General features: G+C 55.9%; 17 protein-coding genes. 12 read left to right on the top strand and 5 right to left on the bottom strand.

Annotated elements, in window-relative coordinates; all coding sequences use genetic code 11:
* The first annotated feature begins 180 nt into the window (after positions 1 to 180).
* The 3 genes from CSQ89_RS04045 (at position 181) to hemL (ending at position 2,444) form a co-directional block, all read left to right on the top strand.
* The gene (locus tag CSQ89_RS04045; RefSeq protein WP_099404907.1) at positions 181 to 591 is read left to right on the top strand and encodes a CopD family protein; all 411 of its coding nucleotides are present in this window, start codon (positions 181 to 183) and stop codon (positions 589 to 591) included.
* Between the two features lie 10 nt (positions 592 to 601).
* A complete protein-coding gene (locus tag CSQ89_RS04040) occupies positions 602 to 1,081 on the top strand; it encodes a CYTH domain-containing protein (protein ID WP_099404906.1) in 480 nt (159 codons plus the stop codon).
* 82 nt (positions 1,082 to 1,163) lie between these two features.
* On the top strand, positions 1,164 to 2,444 hold the full coding sequence (gene hemL / locus CSQ89_RS04035) for a glutamate-1-semialdehyde 2,1-aminomutase (RefSeq protein ID WP_099404905.1): 1,281 nt from the start codon (positions 1,164 to 1,166) through the stop codon (positions 2,442 to 2,444).
* Positions 2,445 to 2,518: 74 nt separating this feature from the next.
* Here the strand turns inward: hemL and CSQ89_RS04030 are convergent, their stop codons facing one another.
* Positions 2,519 to 2,794: an accessory factor UbiK family protein gene (locus CSQ89_RS04030; RefSeq protein WP_099404904.1), complete on the bottom strand. Its 276-nt coding sequence runs from the start codon at positions 2,792 to 2,794 to the stop codon at positions 2,519 to 2,521.
* A 236-nt stretch (positions 2,795 to 3,030) separates the two neighbouring features.
* Here CSQ89_RS04030 and glnK point away from each other — a divergent pair, with 236 nt between their 5' ends.
* From glnK to CSQ89_RS03995, 7 genes are all read left to right on the top strand, one after another.
* Positions 3,031 to 3,369 carry a P-II family nitrogen regulator gene (glnK, locus tag CSQ89_RS04025; protein WP_099404903.1) on the top strand — a complete coding sequence of 113 codons (339 nt, stop codon included), beginning with the start codon at positions 3,031 to 3,033 and terminating at the stop codon, positions 3,367 to 3,369.
* A gap of 21 nt (positions 3,370 to 3,390) precedes the next feature.
* Positions 3,391 to 4,905 (top strand): ammonium transporter, encoded by a 1,515-nt coding sequence (gene amt / locus CSQ89_RS04020; protein ID WP_099404902.1) that lies wholly within the window; start codon positions 3,391 to 3,393, stop codon positions 4,903 to 4,905.
* A gap of 137 nt (positions 4,906 to 5,042) precedes the next feature.
* Complete coding sequence (locus CSQ89_RS04015) at positions 5,043 to 5,663, top strand: glutathione binding-like protein (RefSeq protein WP_099404901.1); 621 nt, start codon at positions 5,043 to 5,045, stop codon at positions 5,661 to 5,663.
* Positions 5,664 to 5,795: 132 nt separating this feature from the next.
* Positions 5,796 to 6,284: a 5-(carboxyamino)imidazole ribonucleotide mutase gene (purE, locus tag CSQ89_RS04010; RefSeq protein WP_099404900.1), complete on the top strand. Its 489-nt coding sequence runs from the start codon at positions 5,796 to 5,798 to the stop codon at positions 6,282 to 6,284.
* A gap of 2 nt (positions 6,285 to 6,286) precedes the next feature.
* Entirely contained in the window at positions 6,287 to 7,423 is a 1,137-nt protein-coding gene (locus CSQ89_RS04005; protein WP_099404899.1) for a 5-(carboxyamino)imidazole ribonucleotide synthase, read from the top strand.
* A 77-nt stretch (positions 7,424 to 7,500) separates the two neighbouring features.
* On the top strand, positions 7,501 to 8,379 hold the full coding sequence (locus tag CSQ89_RS04000) for a phosphoribosylaminoimidazolesuccinocarboxamide synthase (protein ID WP_099404898.1): 879 nt from the start codon (positions 7,501 to 7,503) through the stop codon (positions 8,377 to 8,379).
* Between the two features lie 105 nt (positions 8,380 to 8,484).
* Positions 8,485 to 9,849, top strand: a complete 1,365-nt coding sequence (locus tag CSQ89_RS03995) for an EAL and HDOD domain-containing protein (protein ID WP_099404897.1) — start codon at positions 8,485 to 8,487, stop codon at positions 9,847 to 9,849.
* A gap of 64 nt (positions 9,850 to 9,913) precedes the next feature.
* On the opposite strand, the gene pip is transcribed toward CSQ89_RS03995, so the two are convergent.
* Positions 9,914 to 10,870, bottom strand: a complete 957-nt coding sequence (gene pip / locus CSQ89_RS03990; protein WP_099404896.1) for a prolyl aminopeptidase — start codon at positions 10,868 to 10,870, stop codon at positions 9,914 to 9,916.
* A 148-nt stretch (positions 10,871 to 11,018) separates the two neighbouring features.
* On the opposite strand from pip, the gene CSQ89_RS03985 reads away from it, so the two are divergent.
* Both CSQ89_RS03985 and pyrC read left to right on the top strand, forming a co-directional pair.
* Positions 11,019 to 11,255 carry a sulfurtransferase TusA family protein gene (locus CSQ89_RS03985; protein ID WP_099404895.1) on the top strand — a complete coding sequence of 79 codons (237 nt, stop codon included), beginning with the start codon at positions 11,019 to 11,021 and terminating at the stop codon, positions 11,253 to 11,255.
* 29 nt (positions 11,256 to 11,284) lie between these two features.
* Positions 11,285 to 12,319 (top strand): dihydroorotase, encoded by a 1,035-nt coding sequence (pyrC, locus tag CSQ89_RS03980; RefSeq protein ID WP_099404894.1) that lies wholly within the window; start codon positions 11,285 to 11,287, stop codon positions 12,317 to 12,319.
* A gap of 493 nt (positions 12,320 to 12,812) precedes the next feature.
* Here the strand turns inward: pyrC and CSQ89_RS03975 are convergent, their stop codons facing one another.
* The 3 genes from CSQ89_RS03975 to gmhB are packed head-to-tail and all read right to left on the bottom strand — an operon-like array spanning position 12,813 to position 14,811.
* Complete coding sequence (locus CSQ89_RS03975; RefSeq protein WP_099404893.1) at positions 12,813 to 13,511, bottom strand: M48 family metallopeptidase; 699 nt, start codon at positions 13,509 to 13,511, stop codon at positions 12,813 to 12,815.
* Positions 13,495 to 14,265 carry a lysophospholipid acyltransferase family protein gene (locus tag CSQ89_RS03970; RefSeq protein WP_099404892.1) on the bottom strand — a complete coding sequence of 257 codons (771 nt, stop codon included), beginning with the start codon at positions 14,263 to 14,265 and terminating at the stop codon, positions 13,495 to 13,497. Before CSQ89_RS03970 ends, CSQ89_RS03975 begins: the two co-directional genes overlap by 17 nt.
* Positions 14,266 to 14,811 carry a D-glycero-beta-D-manno-heptose 1,7-bisphosphate 7-phosphatase gene (gene gmhB, locus CSQ89_RS03965; protein WP_099404891.1) on the bottom strand — a complete coding sequence of 182 codons (546 nt, stop codon included), beginning with the start codon at positions 14,809 to 14,811 and terminating at the stop codon, positions 14,266 to 14,268.
* Between the last annotated feature and the right edge of the window lie 33 nt (positions 14,812 to 14,844).

The following is a 14,844-nucleotide window of genomic DNA, read 5'->3' as shown; positions in this document are numbered from 1 at the left end:
CTTGAATGCCTGAGCATCAAGACGCAGAAGAACCCATTCGCACTTTGCCGCAAGTTACTGATCAACGCCTCCCGCGCGGCTTATGATCAGTTACAGCTGCTTCTCGCAGCTACTGCGTAACATCAGTAACAAAGTACTACACAGCCGGTTTTCGCCGGCTGCTTCATCTGGGAAAAACACATGCTTTGGGTTAAAGCCTTTCACATCATCTTTGTCATGAGCTGGATGGCCGGTCTGCTCTACCTGCCACGTTTGTTCGTTAACCATGCCATGGCGACAGAGCCCGCTACCCAGGCCCAATTGCAATTGATGCAACGCAAGCTGCTGCGATTCACCACCATCCTGGGCAAAATAGCCATCATCTTTGGCGTGTGGCTTTGGCTGCAATGGGGCTTTGGTGGCGGTTGGCTGCATGCCAAGCTAACGCTGGTGCTGGTGCTGATCGCTTTTCATGGTTATTGCGCCAAGCTGGTGTACGACTTCGCCGCAGGACGTAATACCCGCAGCCACGTCTGGTACCGCTGGTTCAATGAAATCCCCAGTCTGTTGATGATGGCGATTGTCATTTTGGTGGTAGTAAAGCCTTTTTGAGGTAGCTAGCATGGCAAAAGAAATTGAGCGCCGCTTCAAGTTGAAGAACGATAGCTGGCGCGGTTTGGTGGAAGGTGAATGGCTCAAGCAGGGCTATCTGTCGGTTGAGCGTGAACGTACGGTGCGTGTGCGTGTGAAGGGCAGCGAAGCTTGGTTGACGCTGAAGTCCAACATCAGCAATGTTTCCCGGCATGAATTCGAGTATCCGATCCCGCTAGCCGATGCCGAAACTATCCTGGCGGCCATGTGCCCGATGTTGGTGGAGAAAAAGCGTTATCGCATCCAGCACGGCAGCCATCTTTGGGAGGTTGATGAGTTTTTCGGCCAGAATGCCGGCTTGATGTTGGCAGAGGTGGAACTGGGCGATGAGGCAGAAGCCTATGCACGGCCAGACTGGTTGGGCGACGAGGTAACAGAAGACCCGCGATACACCAATGCCCACCTGAGCAAGCATGCATGGCCAACTTGGCCGGAAAACCAGCTGGCGTAGTCACCCTTTACGTTCCCTTTTGTGCTGCGCTTACCTGTGTAGTCAGGTAATACGCTGTGCGAATCGATTGGATTGAACACTTATGAGTAAAAACGAACAGCTTTTCCAACGCGCCCAGCGCCATATCCCAGGCGGTGTGAATTCGCCCGTGCGTGCATTTGGAGCTGTTGGCGGTACCCCCCGTTTCTTTCAGCGTGGTAGTGGCGCGTATGTGTGGGATGCCGACGATAAACGCTATATCGACTATGTCGGTTCCTGGGGGCCGCTGATTCTGGGTCATGCCCACCCGGCCGTGGTCGAGGCTGTTCAGCAGGCTGCTGCACAGGGCATGAGCTTTGGCGCCCCGACAGAGCGTGAAATCGATCTGGCAGATTTGCTGTGTGAAATGCTGCCGTCCATGCAGCAGGTACGGCTGGTATCCAGCGGTACCGAAGCCACAATGAGCGCCATACGCCTAGCGCGTGGTTTTACCGGGCGTGACAAGCTGATCAAGTTTGAAGGTTGCTACCACGGCCATTCTGATAGTCTGCTGGTCAAGGCGGGGTCGGGTTTGCTGACGTTTGGCAACCCATCCAGCGCTGGTGTACCCGCCTCGGTGGCCGAACATACGGTAGTGCTGACTTATAACGACGTGGCCCAATTGGAAGCAGTCTTTGCTGCGCAGGGAGAGCAGATAGCTGCCATTATTGTCGAGCCCTTCTGCGGCAACATGAATCTGGTACGCCCTTCTGTTGAGTTTGTAGCGGCAATGCGCCGCCTGACTGAGCAACACGGCGCGCTTCTGATCTACGACGAAGTGATGACGGGTTTTCGTGTGGGCCTTGGCTGCGCCCAGGGGCTGCATGGCGTCACCCCCGATCTGACCACATTGGGTAAGGTCGTCGGTGGTGGCATGCCGCTGGCAGCTTTTGGTGGCCGTAGCGATGTGATGGCGAAGATTGCACCGCTGGGTCCGGTTTACCAGGCTGGGACACTCAGCGGCAACCCAGTGGCCGTTGCAGCCGGCATCACCACGCTGGAGTTGATACGCCAGCCAGGCTTCTTTGAGGCGTTGACGATCAAGACACGTACTCTGACAGAGGGTTTGCAGGCTGCTGGTCGCGCTGCGGGACAGACTTTTTCAGCAGATGCCGTGGGGGGCATGTTTGGCGCTTATTTCACACCGGCACCCCCTAAGTGCTATGCGGAAGTGATGGGGAGTGACAAGCCACGCTTCAATGCCTTCTTTCATGGCTTACTAGATGAAGGTATTTATATTGCACCGGCCCTGTATGAGGCGGGATTTGTTTCCGCAGCGCATACCGATGCCGATATTACCGCTACGGTGGCAGCGGCTGCACGTGCGTTTGCTCGGCTCGATTGAATCTATTCGAAGCTACTTCAAGGTCTAAAAAAATAGCCGCCTAATTAGGGTGGCTATTTTTCTGAGTGCTGCTTTCAGAAGTCATCTTGGGGATTTTGTTCCGTGGTAATCGTTGTTGCATTACGTGCTTCCAATGCTGCAACACGGGTTTCGAGGGCGGTTAAGGTCTCGCGGGTCTTGGCGAGTACGGCTTGCTGCACTTCAAACTCTTCACGCGTGACCAGATCGAGCTTGGCGAAGCTGGCGCTGAGGATGGCGCGCAGATTCTTTTCGATATCGCGGGCTGGGCCGGTAGCCATCACCTCAGCGATTTTGCCGTTTACTTCGTCGAATAGGCGTTGTGCCAGCATTGAGTTCTCCTGGAAAGGTGGTTTCAAACGCAGTCTAACAAACTGGATTGACGCTAGTCTGGTGCACCAGTACTAGGCGAGGGTGCCTTGGTGCGCACCGAAACTGTGCGATCGATATGCATTTTCTTGTGGGTAGACTATTAAACTATTGATATTCCATAAAAATATTTCTTGGCATGTCCTGTGCTAATGATGGTTTATCAATGTTACAGGCCTGTCCACTTAAAGGAGCGAAGATGAAGTTCGTTACCGCCATTATCAAGCCATTCAAGCTTGACGAAGTGCGTGAAGCTTTGTCCGCCATAGGCGTGCAGGGCGTTACTGTCACAGAGGTCAAGGGATTTGGTCGTCAAAAAGGTCACACCGAGCTATACCGTGGTGCGGAATATGTCGTGGATTTTCTGCCCAAAGTGAAACTGGAGATTGCCGTTAGGGAAGACCTGCTCGAACAGGTTATTGAGGGGATCGAGAAAGCGGCCAATACCGGCAAGATTGGCGACGGCAAGATTTTTGTCTTCGAACTTGAGCAAGTCATTCGCATCCGCACTGGCGAAACCGGCGCGGAAGCGCTGTAAGCCCTAAGGGAGGACTGAGTCATGAAAAAGCTACTTACGGCATTGGCCTTGGCGGGTGCGATGAGTTTCAGCAGCGCTTGGGCAGAAGCTCCGGCTACTGCGGCTGCCAGTGTGGTTGCACCGGCAGAGCCGGCGGCAACGGTGGTGGATGAAGCAGCCGCAGCGCCTGCGCTTGCGGTGGCAGAGCCCGCAGCCGCTGGTACACCGACTACGACCCCTGCGCCGACGGTGAACAAAGGGGACAACGCCTGGCTATTTGTGGCATCCGCGCTGGTTATCTTGATGTCTATCCCAGGTTTGGCGCTGTTCTACGGTGGCTTGGTCCGTTCCAAGAATATGCTCAGTGTCTTGATGCAGGTGTTTGTCGTATTTTCGCTGGTCTCTGTGCTGTGGGTTGTCTACGGCTATAGCGTCGCTTTCACCGAGGGTAATGCCTTCTTCGGGTCGTTCAGCAAAGTCTTCCTCAGCGGCATTACACCGGATTCCCTGGCGGCGACCTTCAGTAAAGGCGTTGCGATTTCGGAATTGATCTATGTGGTGTTCCAGGGCGCGTTTGCGGCTATCACCTGCGGATTGATCGTCGGAGCCTTTGCCGAACGCGCCAAGTTTGCAGCGGTGCTGGCGTTTGTGGTGATCTGGTTCAGTTTCAGCTACCTGCCGATGGCGCACATGGTCTGGTATTGGACAGGCCCTGATGCATACATCAATCAAGCTGCGGCCGATGCTGCAAATGCTACCGCTGGCTGGTTGTTCCAAAAGGGTGCGTTGGACTTTGCCGGTGGTACGGTGGTGCATATCAACGCTGCCGTAGCGGGTCTTTTAGGCGCCTACTTTGTGGGCAAGCGGGTTGGTTATGGCAAGGAAGCGATGTCCCCGCACAATATGACGATGACCATGATCGGTGCATCGCTGCTGTGGGTAGGTTGGTTTGGTTTCAATGCGGGCTCGGCGCTTGAAGCCAATGGCGTTGCAGCCCTGGCCTTCGTCAATACCTGGGTGGCGACCGCGGTAGCAGCCTTCGCATGGCTTTGCGTCGAGTGGCTCTGGAAGGGCAAGCCTTCGATGCTAGGGGCGGCATCTGGCGCAGTGGCGGGTTTGGTTGCCATTACGCCTGCCTGTGGGTTTGTCGGTGTGGGTGGTGCGATGGCTATCGGCTTGTTGGCAGGTGTGGTCTGCCTATGGGGTGTGCATGGCCTCAAGCGGATGCTGGGTGCGGATGATGCTTTGGATGTGTTTGGTGTCCACGGCGTGGGCGGTATCCTTGGTGCTATCTTGACCGGGGTGTTTGCCGACCCGGCTCTCGGTGGTACGGGTGTCTGGGATAACGTGGCGAACAAAGTCGCCGAGGGTTATTCCATGGGCAGCCAAGTCTGGATTCAAACCCAGGGTGTGCTGACAACGCTGGTGTGGTCTGCAGTCGTGTCCGTGATCGCCTACAAGCTAGTTGATCTGGTTATCGGCCTGCGTGTACCCGAAGATGAAGAGCGCGAAGGGCTTGATCTGACTTCGCATGGCGAGAAAGCTTATAACTTGTAAACGGGACAAGCTTGGCTTGTAGCTACGGCACTCCTATTGTTTTGTCCAAGAAACGGTCTGTCTCACGGCAGGCCGTTTTTATTGTCAATGCGACGCGCATAATGCTTTTCCTTCAACCGCTGCATGGATACGAAGCGATGATTACGCTTTTCACCTGGGCTACCCCAAACGGTAAGAAAATCTCGGTAATGCTGGAGGAGTGTGGCCTAACGTACGAGGTTAAAACCATCAATATCGGCAAGGACGAGCAGTTCGCGCCCGACTTCCTCAAGATTTTGCCGAATAACAAGATCCCCGCTTTGGTGGATAGCGATGGCCCGGATGGGCAGCCCATCAGCGTGTTTGAGTCGGGCGCCATCCTGATCTATCTGGCAGAAAAGACCGGTAAGCTGCTGCCAAAGGCACCGCGTCAACGCCTTGAAGTGTTGCAATGGTTGATGTTCCAGATGGGGGGTGTTGGGCCGATGCTGGGGCAGGCGCACCACTTCAACTATTTCGCTCCTGAGCGAATTGCTTACGCGATGAACCGTTACAGCAAAGAAGCCAATCGCCTGTATGGCGTGTTGAATAAACAATTGGCTGAGCGTGACTATGTGGCGGGTGAATATTCGATTGCCGACATCGCGCTCTATCCCTGGACTTTATCGACCGACAAGCAAGGCGTGAGCTTGGCTGACTACCCTCATGTACAGGCATGGCAAGCACGTATGGCTGTAAAACCGGGCGTACAGCGGGGCTTGGCGGTGCCGGCGATCTAATATCAAGTGCTGAAACTGGTTCGTCCGGGAAATCCCTGCTATTGGAATAACTTGCCTGCCGTCAGGCCGGTGGGGTTTTGGCAGAAATGCGAATTTCTGTAGAATCCACTTTTTGAAACAGGGGATTTTCCGATGATCCAAATCGGCCTCGTCATGGGCAGCAATTCTGACTGGGAAGTCATGCAACATGCAGCCCGTCAGCTCAAAGCCTTTGGCATTCAATTCGAGGCGCGTGTCGTCTCGGCCCACCGCACGCCCGACTTGCTCTACGAATACGCCGAAACCGCCGAAGCGCGTGGCCTCAAGGCCATTATCGCTGGCGCGGGTGGTGCTGCGCACTTGCCGGGTATGCTGGCCGCCAAGACTACCGTGCCAGTACTCGGCGTGCCAGTGCCAAGCAAATACCTACGTGGTGAAGATTCACTCTTGTCGATTGTGCAGATGCCCAAGGGTATTCCTGTTGCGACGTTTGCCATTGGTGAGGCCGGAGCCGCCAACGCTGCTTTGTTTGCCGTGGCGATGTTGGCGAACGAGATGCCTGAACTGCGCGCCAAGCTGAATCGGTTCCGTGAACAACAAAAGAGTACTGTGCTGGCTATGAGCCTGCCAGAGATCGTATAAGCATGGCTAACCAACCTATCTTACCACCTGCGATGCTTGGCATACTTGGTGGGGGTCAGCTTGGCCGCATGTTTACCGTGGCTGCCAAGACCATGGGTTATCGTGTCACAGTGCTTGACCCGGACGCCAATGCGCCCGCTGCTGACTTTGCCGATGTGCATTTGTGTGCAGCGTATAACGACCAGGCGGCGCTGAAGACACTGGCGGAAAGTTGTGCTGCCGTTACGACCGAGTTCGAAAACGTCAATGCCGACTCGATGCGTTGGCTTGCACAGCATGTACCGGTCAGTCCATCAGGCGATTGTGTGGCCGTTGCGCAAGACCGCATCCTGGAAAAAAGCTGGATTCGCAAGGCCGGCTTGGCGACTGCGCCTTATTTGGCGCTTGAAACGGTTGAAGACCTGAACCACGACCTGACGCCGTATCTGCCCGGCATCCTGAAAACCGCGCGGCTTGGTTATGACGGTAAAGGGCAGGTAAGGGTAAGCACGGCAGCGGAAGCCCGTGCAGCCTATGCCGACCTCGGCGGCCAAGCGTGCGTGTTGGAAAAGATGCTGCCATTGGTATGCGAAGTGTCGGCCATTGTTGCTCGTACCAATACACACGAAGTGGCGGTTTTCCCTTTGGCTGAAAACCGTCACGCCAAAGGTATTCTGGATATCAGTATCGTCCCCGCCCAGGTTACCCCTGCGTTAGCCGCCAAGGCGCAGCAGATGGCAGTGCAGCTTGCCGAAGCACTCGACTACGTGGGTGTGCTGACGGTGGAATTTTTTGTGCTGGATGGCGACGAACTGGTGCTGAATGAAATTGCCCCGCGTCCCCATAATTCCGGTCATTACACCATCGATGCCTGCCTCACGAGTCAATACGAGCAGCAGGTGCGCGCCATGTGTGGCCTCTACCCAGGGAAGGTCGATCTGCTGTCCCCCGTAGTTATGGTGAATTTACTCGGTGATGTGTGGAAAGACGATGGTGGTGAGCCGAACTGGAGTGTCTTGATGCAAGCGCCGAATGCGCATCTGCATCTCTATGGCAAAAGAGAAGCACGCCCAGGCCGCAAGATGGGCCATTACTGCGTGCTGGCCGATTCTGCCGAAGCAGCGTTGGCGCAAGCCGAAGCGATCAAGGATACGTTCTGATCTGATGATAGGTCGGGTGCTAGGCCCGACCTTTGTAATTTGTCGGGCGTTATGCCCGACTTTGAGGAAAACACGGCATGGATGGCTTGACCACTACCAATCTGACTAGTCTGAAGAAGATCTACTCCGGCAAGGTGCGTGATCTTTATGAGATTGACGACAAGCGCATGTTGATGATTGCGACCGACCGGTTATCGGCCTTTGATGTCATCCTGAACGAGCCTATCCCCGCCAAGGGCAAGATTCTGACGGCAATTTCCAACTTCTGGTTCGACAAGCTCAAGGACGTGGTGCCCAGCCATTTCACTGGCGAACAGCCGGAAGATGTCGTGAGCGCCGAAGACCGGCCGCAGGTAGAGGGCCGCGCCGTGGTGTGCAAGCGCCTTAAGCCTGTGCCGGTTGAAGCGGTGGTGCGTGGCTATCTGGCTGGTGGCGGATGGAAGGATTACAAGGCCGGCGGTATTGTCAGCGGCGTTGCGTTGCCTGCGGGTTTGCGCGAAGCGGACAAACTGCCAGAACCGATTTTTACACCGTCGACCAAGGCAGCCGTTGGCGACCATGACGAGCCGATTTCGTTTGACCAGACCGCCGAGCTGATTGGTCCTGAGTTGGCTGCGAAGGTGCGTGATACCGCTATCAAGCTGTACAAGACTGCCAGCGAATACGCGGCAACCCGCGGTATCATCATTGCGGACACCAAGTTCGAATTCGGTTTGGATGAGGATGGCACGCTGTGCCTGATGGATGAAGCGCTGACACCCGATTCAAGTCGCTTCTGGCCTGCCGACCAGTACCGGCCGGGCAGTAATCCCCCCAGCTACGACAAGCAGTTTGTGCGTGATTGGCTGGAGAGCACCGGTTGGAACAAGACACCGCCTGCACCCGCACTTCCGCTGGAAGTGGCGCAGCGAACCGCAGCAAAGTACCGCGAAGCGTTGGAAAAACTAACTGGCTAGCATCTACGCTTTTAACTGATTTTGGGCAGCCGAGAGGCCTGCTGTTTCTGCCTATAATGCCGCTATCCAAATCGCAGCCATATAGACAGGAAACGGTAGGCCTTTATGTTTTCAGGGCTGATCAAAAAGCTCTTTGGCGATAGCAGTGCATCTACCCCTGTTGCCAAGGCGGGTCCCAAGCCGATTATCGGTGTTGCGTTGGGTGCGGCACCCGGGCAAGCAGGCTTTGTGGCGGGCGCTCATACCGAAACCATGTTGCAGCGGGAGATCATTGTTGATCACGACCTGCAGATCATGGGCTACAACTTCCGCCTGCGCGATAGTGTGCTCAAGCGTAAATCCAAGATGGCCAACTCGGTTTTGCGGTTATACGACGAGGTATTGCTGCGCAATTTCCTGGAAGAAGAAGCCACCAAAGCCTTTGGCACGAAGCGTATCGTACTGGAAGTCTCTGTTTGGGCGCTTGATAGCCCATTGCTGGCCAAACTGCCGCATGGTCGTTTTGTGTTGATGCTGCATTACAACGAAGAATTCTTCCACGAGGCAATCGACCATTTCGCCTTGATACAGCGTTTGAAAGAGCAGGGTTTCCAGATCGGTTTCGATAGTTTTCCACTGCTGCCGGAGCTATTGAACCTGATGCCGCTGGCTGATTTCCATAAGCTCTCGGTTGCGGAGCATGATCTTACCGGGCTATCACAGGCAATTACCGCGGTTAGTCAGGTTGCGCCAGAGTCGGCAGTGTTGGTGGGTGACATTCATTTCTTTGAAGAACTCCAGGTGTGCCGGCAGATGCAGGTGCAGTATCTGCAAGGCAGTTATCTGCGCTGCAAGGAATTGTCTGATGCTGATGCTGTTGATGCCAGTTACCTGCGCTTGATAGAAGTGTTGAATCTGGTGCGCGCCGATGCTGAGTCGACGGTCATCGCCAATGCCATGAAGTACGACCCCATGCTCAGCTTCAAGGTACTGCGCTATGTAAATTCGCCCGGCGCGGGTTTGGTCACCAAGGTCGATACGCTAGACCGCGCTATGATTGTGTTGGGCAACAAACAGCTGTACCGCTGGTTGTCCCTGCTGCTGTTTGGGCATGAGCGGCAGGAAGGCGACCAGGACATCTTGCTGGAAACCGCGCTGATTCGAGCGCGCATGATGGAAACCCTGGGCGCGAAGTACTTCAAGCGCCCAGACCTTGATCTGCTCTTCACCACCGGCATGTTTTCAATGCTAGAGCCGTTGCTGCGTCACCCAATGGCGCAGATTCTTGAAAAGCTCAGCCTACCTGCTGATGTCAACCAAGCGCTGCTTGAACGCACTGGCCGCTTTGGCCCGCTTTTGAATCTGGCCCTGATGTGTGAAGACGGAAACTTGGCGGAGGACCCCGTCCTCTTCGCCGCCGCCAAAGTTACCAAGGCAGAGGTGAACCTCGCCCAGCTGGAAGCCATGCTTTGGGTGGAAGAGGTGGTTTAGGGTGAGGCTGTTCCATGAGAAAGCCCGGTTGTAACCGGTTTTTTCATGGAACATTATCAGACCTTTATGCGAGTATTTTCTTCATTCTCTCGCAAGCCTTCACCAGCCCCTGGGTAATGCCCGGCTCCCACGCAGAATGGCCGGCATCCTGCACGATTTCCAACGTCGAGCCCGGCCATGCCTGATGGAGTTCCCATGCAGAAACCGGTGGGCACGCTACATCATAGCGGCCTTGGACGGTGATCATGGGCAGGTGGTTGATCTTGCCGATTTGCGCCAGCAGATCGTTCTCAGGCAGGAAGATATGGTTGACGAAGTAATGTGCTTCAATACGCCCGACACCCAATGCAACGACGTCAGCACCATAGTTGGCCTGGACAGCGGGATCGGGGAGGAGCGTGACGCATTCACCTTCATATACGCTCCAGATCTTGGCCGCTGGCATATGCACGGCGGGGTCTGGGTTATTCAGGTAGGTATGGAAGTTGCCGAGGAGATTGTCGCGTTCATTCTCCGGTAGGTAACCCGCGAAACGTTGCCACGCCTCGGGGAAGAACTGACGCATGCCGCGCATGAACCAATCGATTTCCCACTGGCGGCATAGGAAGATACCGCGCAGTACGAAGCCAAGGCAGCGATCCGGATGAGCCTCACCGTAGGCAAGCGCTAGGGTTGATCCCCATGAACCACCGAAAATCAGCCACTTTTCCACGCTAAGCATTTCGCGTAGGTATTCGATATCGGCAATCAAGTGCTGCGTAGTGTTGTCGCGTAGCTCCCCCACAGGCGCGGAACGGCCTGCGCCACGCTGGTCAAAAATAACGATGCGGTAAAAAGCAGGATCGAAGAATTGTCTGTGCTTGGGGCTTGCACCGGCACCCGGGCCGCCGTGCAGGAAAAGTACAGGCACCCCTTTGGGATTGCCCGACTCCTCCCAGTACAGGGTGTGGACGTCATCGATGTGCAGCATGCCGCTGCGATTCGGTTCAATGGCGGGATAGAGTTCGCTGCGTTCGGTCATGGACGGTGTCCTCATAGGCTGAGCCGATATGATACGGCTGGCTTGCGGGCTCAACCAACTGTGTGGATGGGGTAAGTTTTGAGACGGGAACCACGCTTACAGTTCACCTACGGGTAAAATAACGCCAGTTTTCTTTTGCGAGCCTGCCATGAGCGCCCCTGAAGCCAATCTCACCGTCGACCTGTCCGGCCTGAACTGTCCTTTGCCTATCTTGCGCGCCAAGAAAGCGCTGGCTGACCTACCCAGCGGCACCGTGTTGCAGTTGATTTGCACCGACCCCGGCACCCCCAGCGACTTCGAGGCATTTTGTCGCCAGACAGGGCATGCGCTGAGCCACCAAGAGCAACGCGAGGGCAAGTTCCTGTTCTGGCTGACTCGCCGCTAACTGTTTCCCTGCTTTCCCTGGACTATCCGATGACGCAACTCACCTTGATTCGCCCCGACGATTGGCACCTGCACCTGCGAGATGGTGATGCGCTGAAGGCGGTATTGCCCGACACAGCCCGTCGATTTGGCCGTGCGATTGTCATGCCCAACCTCAAGCCGCCAGTACGTACGGTGGAAGAGGCCGCCGCTTACCGCACACGCATTCTGGCGGCAGTCCCAGTCGGCATGACCTTTGAACCGTTGATGACGCTTTATCTTACCGATGTGACGCCGCCAGAGGAGATAGCCAAGGTCAAGGCCAGCGGTTTTGTGAAGGCGATCAAGCTTTATCCGGCAGGGGCCACCACCAATTCCGATGCGGGCCTTACCGACATCAACAAAGCCATGCCCACCTTGGCGGCTATGGCTGAGTTGGGTGTGCCTTTGCTGGTACATGGTGAGGTCACTGACCCCACAGTGGATGTGTTCGATCGTGAAACTGCGTTCATTGACCGTGTGATGAAACCCCTGCTGGAAAAGCTGCCCAACCTGAAGGTGGTTTTCGAACATATCACCACCAAGCAGGCCGCTAATTTTGTTTGGAGCGCGGGTGAGAATGTGGCGGCGACCATTACGGCACACCATTTGTTGATGAATCGCAATGCGCTGTTTCAGGGTGGTATCCGCCCCCACCATTACTGTTTGCCGGTGCTCAAGCGCGAAACTCACCGTGAGGCGCTAATGGACATGGTGGTTAGCGGCAGTCCGAAATTCTTCCTGGGCACCGACAGTGCCCCGCATGGCAAATCGACCAAGGAAGCGGCATGTGGCTGCGCCGGCATGTATACCGCCAACAACGGCATTGAACTGTACGCAGAGGCATTCGATGCAGTGGGGGCCTTGGATAAGCTGGAAGGCTTCGCAAGCCGTTTCGGCCCACTGTTCTATGGTTTGCCAGCCAATCCTGACACGATCACCCTGGTGAAGGAGGCAACACCCGTGCCGACCGAACTGCCTTATGTGGCGGGCGACACACTGGTGCCGTTACGTGCTGGCGAGACCGTGGCTTGGCGGCTGGCTTAGAACAGGTTCTTAAACCGTTGGCAGCAACTGGACAGCCTCCTACGGAGGCTGTTTGTCATGAAGCGTTACGCGGCAGATCGCTGTAAACAGGCAAGTGGCGACAGTTAGGGAAGCAAGTAAATTCGAGGGTGCGGGAGACAGTGCGGCATGTAGTACCGCGGGTGGGGGCTACGGCCACCTCGTGAGAGGCCGTATCCGGACCAGCCGCCTTATGGAGGGCTGGTACGGAATGCAATGGTGCTGGGAGTGGTAACCCAGTGCAGTACGTCAGCACTGATTGTCAGCCTATTGATTACAGGGCCTAACAGTTAACTGGCGTAGCCGGCACGGTTTTGGGTGTCTAGCCCGGCGCAACATCGATTTGTAGTATTCCAAAGCCTGGACACTGTATCTACCCCTATTTCCATATTTTGTGTGTGATGTTGGATTTACGTTGTGCGATCACGACAAAGGGCGCTTGTTGCCCACTACTGTGGATAAGTAGGAATACTGCTCACCATGCGAAATAGCGGCTGCCGTTATGTTTCAGCCATTCGCGTTTTTGCTTCCAGTCTGGGCAGGCATTCGAGACCAAGTCCCAAAACCGTGGTGAGTGGTTCAACTCAACCAGATGGCACAGCTCGTGGATGACTACGTAGTCGAGCACGCCGAGCGGTGCTTGCATCAATCGCCAGTTCAGCCGGATTACCCCATGCGCGGTACAACTGCCCCAACGGGTTCCGGCGCTGGATAGTTTGAATGCGCTGTATTGCAAGTCCAGCCGGTCAGCCCACAGTGCCAAGCGTTCCGCCAAAAAGCTGCGTGCTTCGCGGCGCATGAGTTTTTCCAGCGCTTGAGGAATTGCCTCGTCGACGGTGGCAGTCAGATGCAATGCATCAGCTTCCACGCTGGCGCGCTTGAAGCCCAATGCCAGACTTCGCGCCTCGCCCAGCCATTCAATTTGGCTGTCGCCTGCCAAAGGAGAAGTGGGTTGGCATTCAGCAATGGCATCGAGCCGGCTGATAATCCAACTTGCTTTGCGGTGCAGGATGCCGTCCAGTTCGGTGAGTGGAAAGCGGGTAGGAACCGTAACAACCAAGCCGTTCTGGTTTATCTTCAGGCCTACGCTGCGGCGGGCCGAACGTTTCAGCTGCACGCTGACAGCGCGGCCCTCTACGGTGAACAGTCGGCGATCTTCAGCCTGCGAGCGCATTGCTATGGGAGTCTGTTAATTTACGGGCAGCTGGCCAGCAGGGGCCTACCCCGCTGATGCGCTCCATTTCGGCTTCAATCCAGGTTTCCACTTCCCGACCTACCTGATCGGTACTCTTGTTGGCTGTGGAAATGGGCGGGCCAATCGAAACGGTGATTTCACCAGGGTATTTCAAAAAGCTGTTGCGGGGCCAGAACTCCCCAGAGTTGACCGCTACCGGAATCACCGGCACACCGGCCTTGCACGCGACGCGCGCACCGCCATACTTGTAATGTCCACGCTTACCGGCTGGTACGCGGGTGCCCTCGGGGAATATGACGATCCACGCGCCTTGCGCCAGCCTTTCTTTACCCTGCCGGATAAGTTGGCGGCTGGCTTCGTGTGGTTGCGAACGGTCCAGCGCAATCGGCCGCAGGCTCCACATGCCCCAGCCAAAAAACGGAATCCAAAGCAGTTCGCGTTTCACCACCCATACGGTAAGCGGTAGCATGGTTTGCAGCGCCATGGTTTCGAAGGCAGACTGGTGTTTGCTCATCACCACTGCGGCTTTGGGCGGTAGGTTTTCCTGGCCGATTACCCGCCCCTTCAGCCCACAGGTGAAGCCCAGCCACCACACGCCAAACCAGCACCAGTAGCTGATCACACGGTAACGCACTTTATAAGGCAGGGGCAGGGCCAGCATGCAGGCAATGGCGCAAAGCACAGTATTCAACGCCCATCCGGTCATATACAGCGCAGAGCGTAGCCACAGCATTTACGATTCCTCTTGGCCGATGAGGTCGAGCACAGCTTCCATCAGGTCGTAGAACACTTTGGTATCGGGTGGCAGACCACCTTGGGCCAGGGTCTTCTCACCTTTGCCGGTGCGCACCAATATGGATTGTGCGCCCACAGCTTCGGCTGCTTCCAAGTCACGCAGGCTATCGCCCACCACAACGGCTTTTTCCAGCCGTACATCGAAACGCTGGGCAATGTCGCGGTACATGCCCGGCTTGGGCTTACGGCAGGCGCATTCCATATCTGCCGTATGCGGGCAGAAGAAGATCGCATCGACCCTTCCCCCTACACCGGCCAACAAGCGGTGCAGTTTTTCGTGCATGGCGTTGAGCTCGGCCATACCAAAAAAGCCACGCCCGATGCCGGACTGGTTGGTGGCAATCACCACCCGCCAGCCCACATGGTTGAGCAGGGCAATGGCTTCCAGACTGCCATTGATGGGCACCCACTCGGCGGGTGACTTCACAAAATCGTCGCGGTCTTGGTTGATAACGCCGTCGCGGTCGAGGATGACGATTTTCATGGCAGTGTCGGTCGTTATGATGAAGCATGCGGC

Source organism: Chitinimonas sp. BJB300, from assembly GCF_002735695.1.
Lineage (GTDB): Bacteria > Pseudomonadota > Gammaproteobacteria > Burkholderiales > Chitinimonadaceae > Chitinimonas.
Note: the sequence above shows the minus strand (reverse complement) of the source record. Positions and strands in the feature narration are given on the sequence as shown.

Coding starts and splice junctions, on each gene's coding strand:
- amt (WP_099404902.1), top strand. CDS start 3,391: ATGAAAAAGCTACTTACGGCATTGGCCTTGGCGGGTGCGATGAGTTTC.
- gmhB (WP_099404891.1), bottom strand. CDS start 14,811: ATGAAAATCGTCATCCTCGACCGCGACGGCGTTATCAACCAAGACCGC.
- CSQ89_RS04045 (WP_099404907.1), top strand. CDS start 181: ATGCTTTGGGTTAAAGCCTTTCACATCATCTTTGTCATGAGCTGGATG.
- pip (WP_099404896.1), bottom strand. CDS start 10,870: ATGACCGAACGCAGCGAACTCTATCCCGCCATTGAACCGAATCGCAGC.
- glnK (WP_099404903.1), top strand. CDS start 3,031: ATGAAGTTCGTTACCGCCATTATCAAGCCATTCAAGCTTGACGAAGTG.
- pyrC (WP_099404894.1), top strand. CDS start 11,285: ATGACGCAACTCACCTTGATTCGCCCCGACGATTGGCACCTGCACCTG.
- purE (WP_099404900.1), top strand. CDS start 5,796: ATGATCCAAATCGGCCTCGTCATGGGCAGCAATTCTGACTGGGAAGTC.
- CSQ89_RS04030 (WP_099404904.1), bottom strand. CDS start 2,794: ATGCTGGCACAACGCCTATTCGACGAAGTAAACGGCAAAATCGCTGAG.
- hemL (WP_099404905.1), top strand. CDS start 1,164: ATGAGTAAAAACGAACAGCTTTTCCAACGCGCCCAGCGCCATATCCCA.
- CSQ89_RS03995 (WP_099404897.1), top strand. CDS start 8,485: ATGTTTTCAGGGCTGATCAAAAAGCTCTTTGGCGATAGCAGTGCATCT.
- CSQ89_RS04015 (WP_099404901.1), top strand. CDS start 5,043: ATGATTACGCTTTTCACCTGGGCTACCCCAAACGGTAAGAAAATCTCG.
- CSQ89_RS03970 (WP_099404892.1), bottom strand. CDS start 14,265: ATGCTGTGGCTACGCTCTGCGCTGTATATGACCGGATGGGCGTTGAAT.
- CSQ89_RS03985 (WP_099404895.1), top strand. CDS start 11,019: ATGAGCGCCCCTGAAGCCAATCTCACCGTCGACCTGTCCGGCCTGAAC.
- CSQ89_RS04040 (WP_099404906.1), top strand. CDS start 602: ATGGCAAAAGAAATTGAGCGCCGCTTCAAGTTGAAGAACGATAGCTGG.
- CSQ89_RS03975 (WP_099404893.1), bottom strand. CDS start 13,511: ATGCGCTCGCAGGCTGAAGATCGCCGACTGTTCACCGTAGAGGGCCGC.
- CSQ89_RS04000 (WP_099404898.1), top strand. CDS start 7,501: ATGGATGGCTTGACCACTACCAATCTGACTAGTCTGAAGAAGATCTAC.
- CSQ89_RS04005 (WP_099404899.1), top strand. CDS start 6,287: ATGGCTAACCAACCTATCTTACCACCTGCGATGCTTGGCATACTTGGT.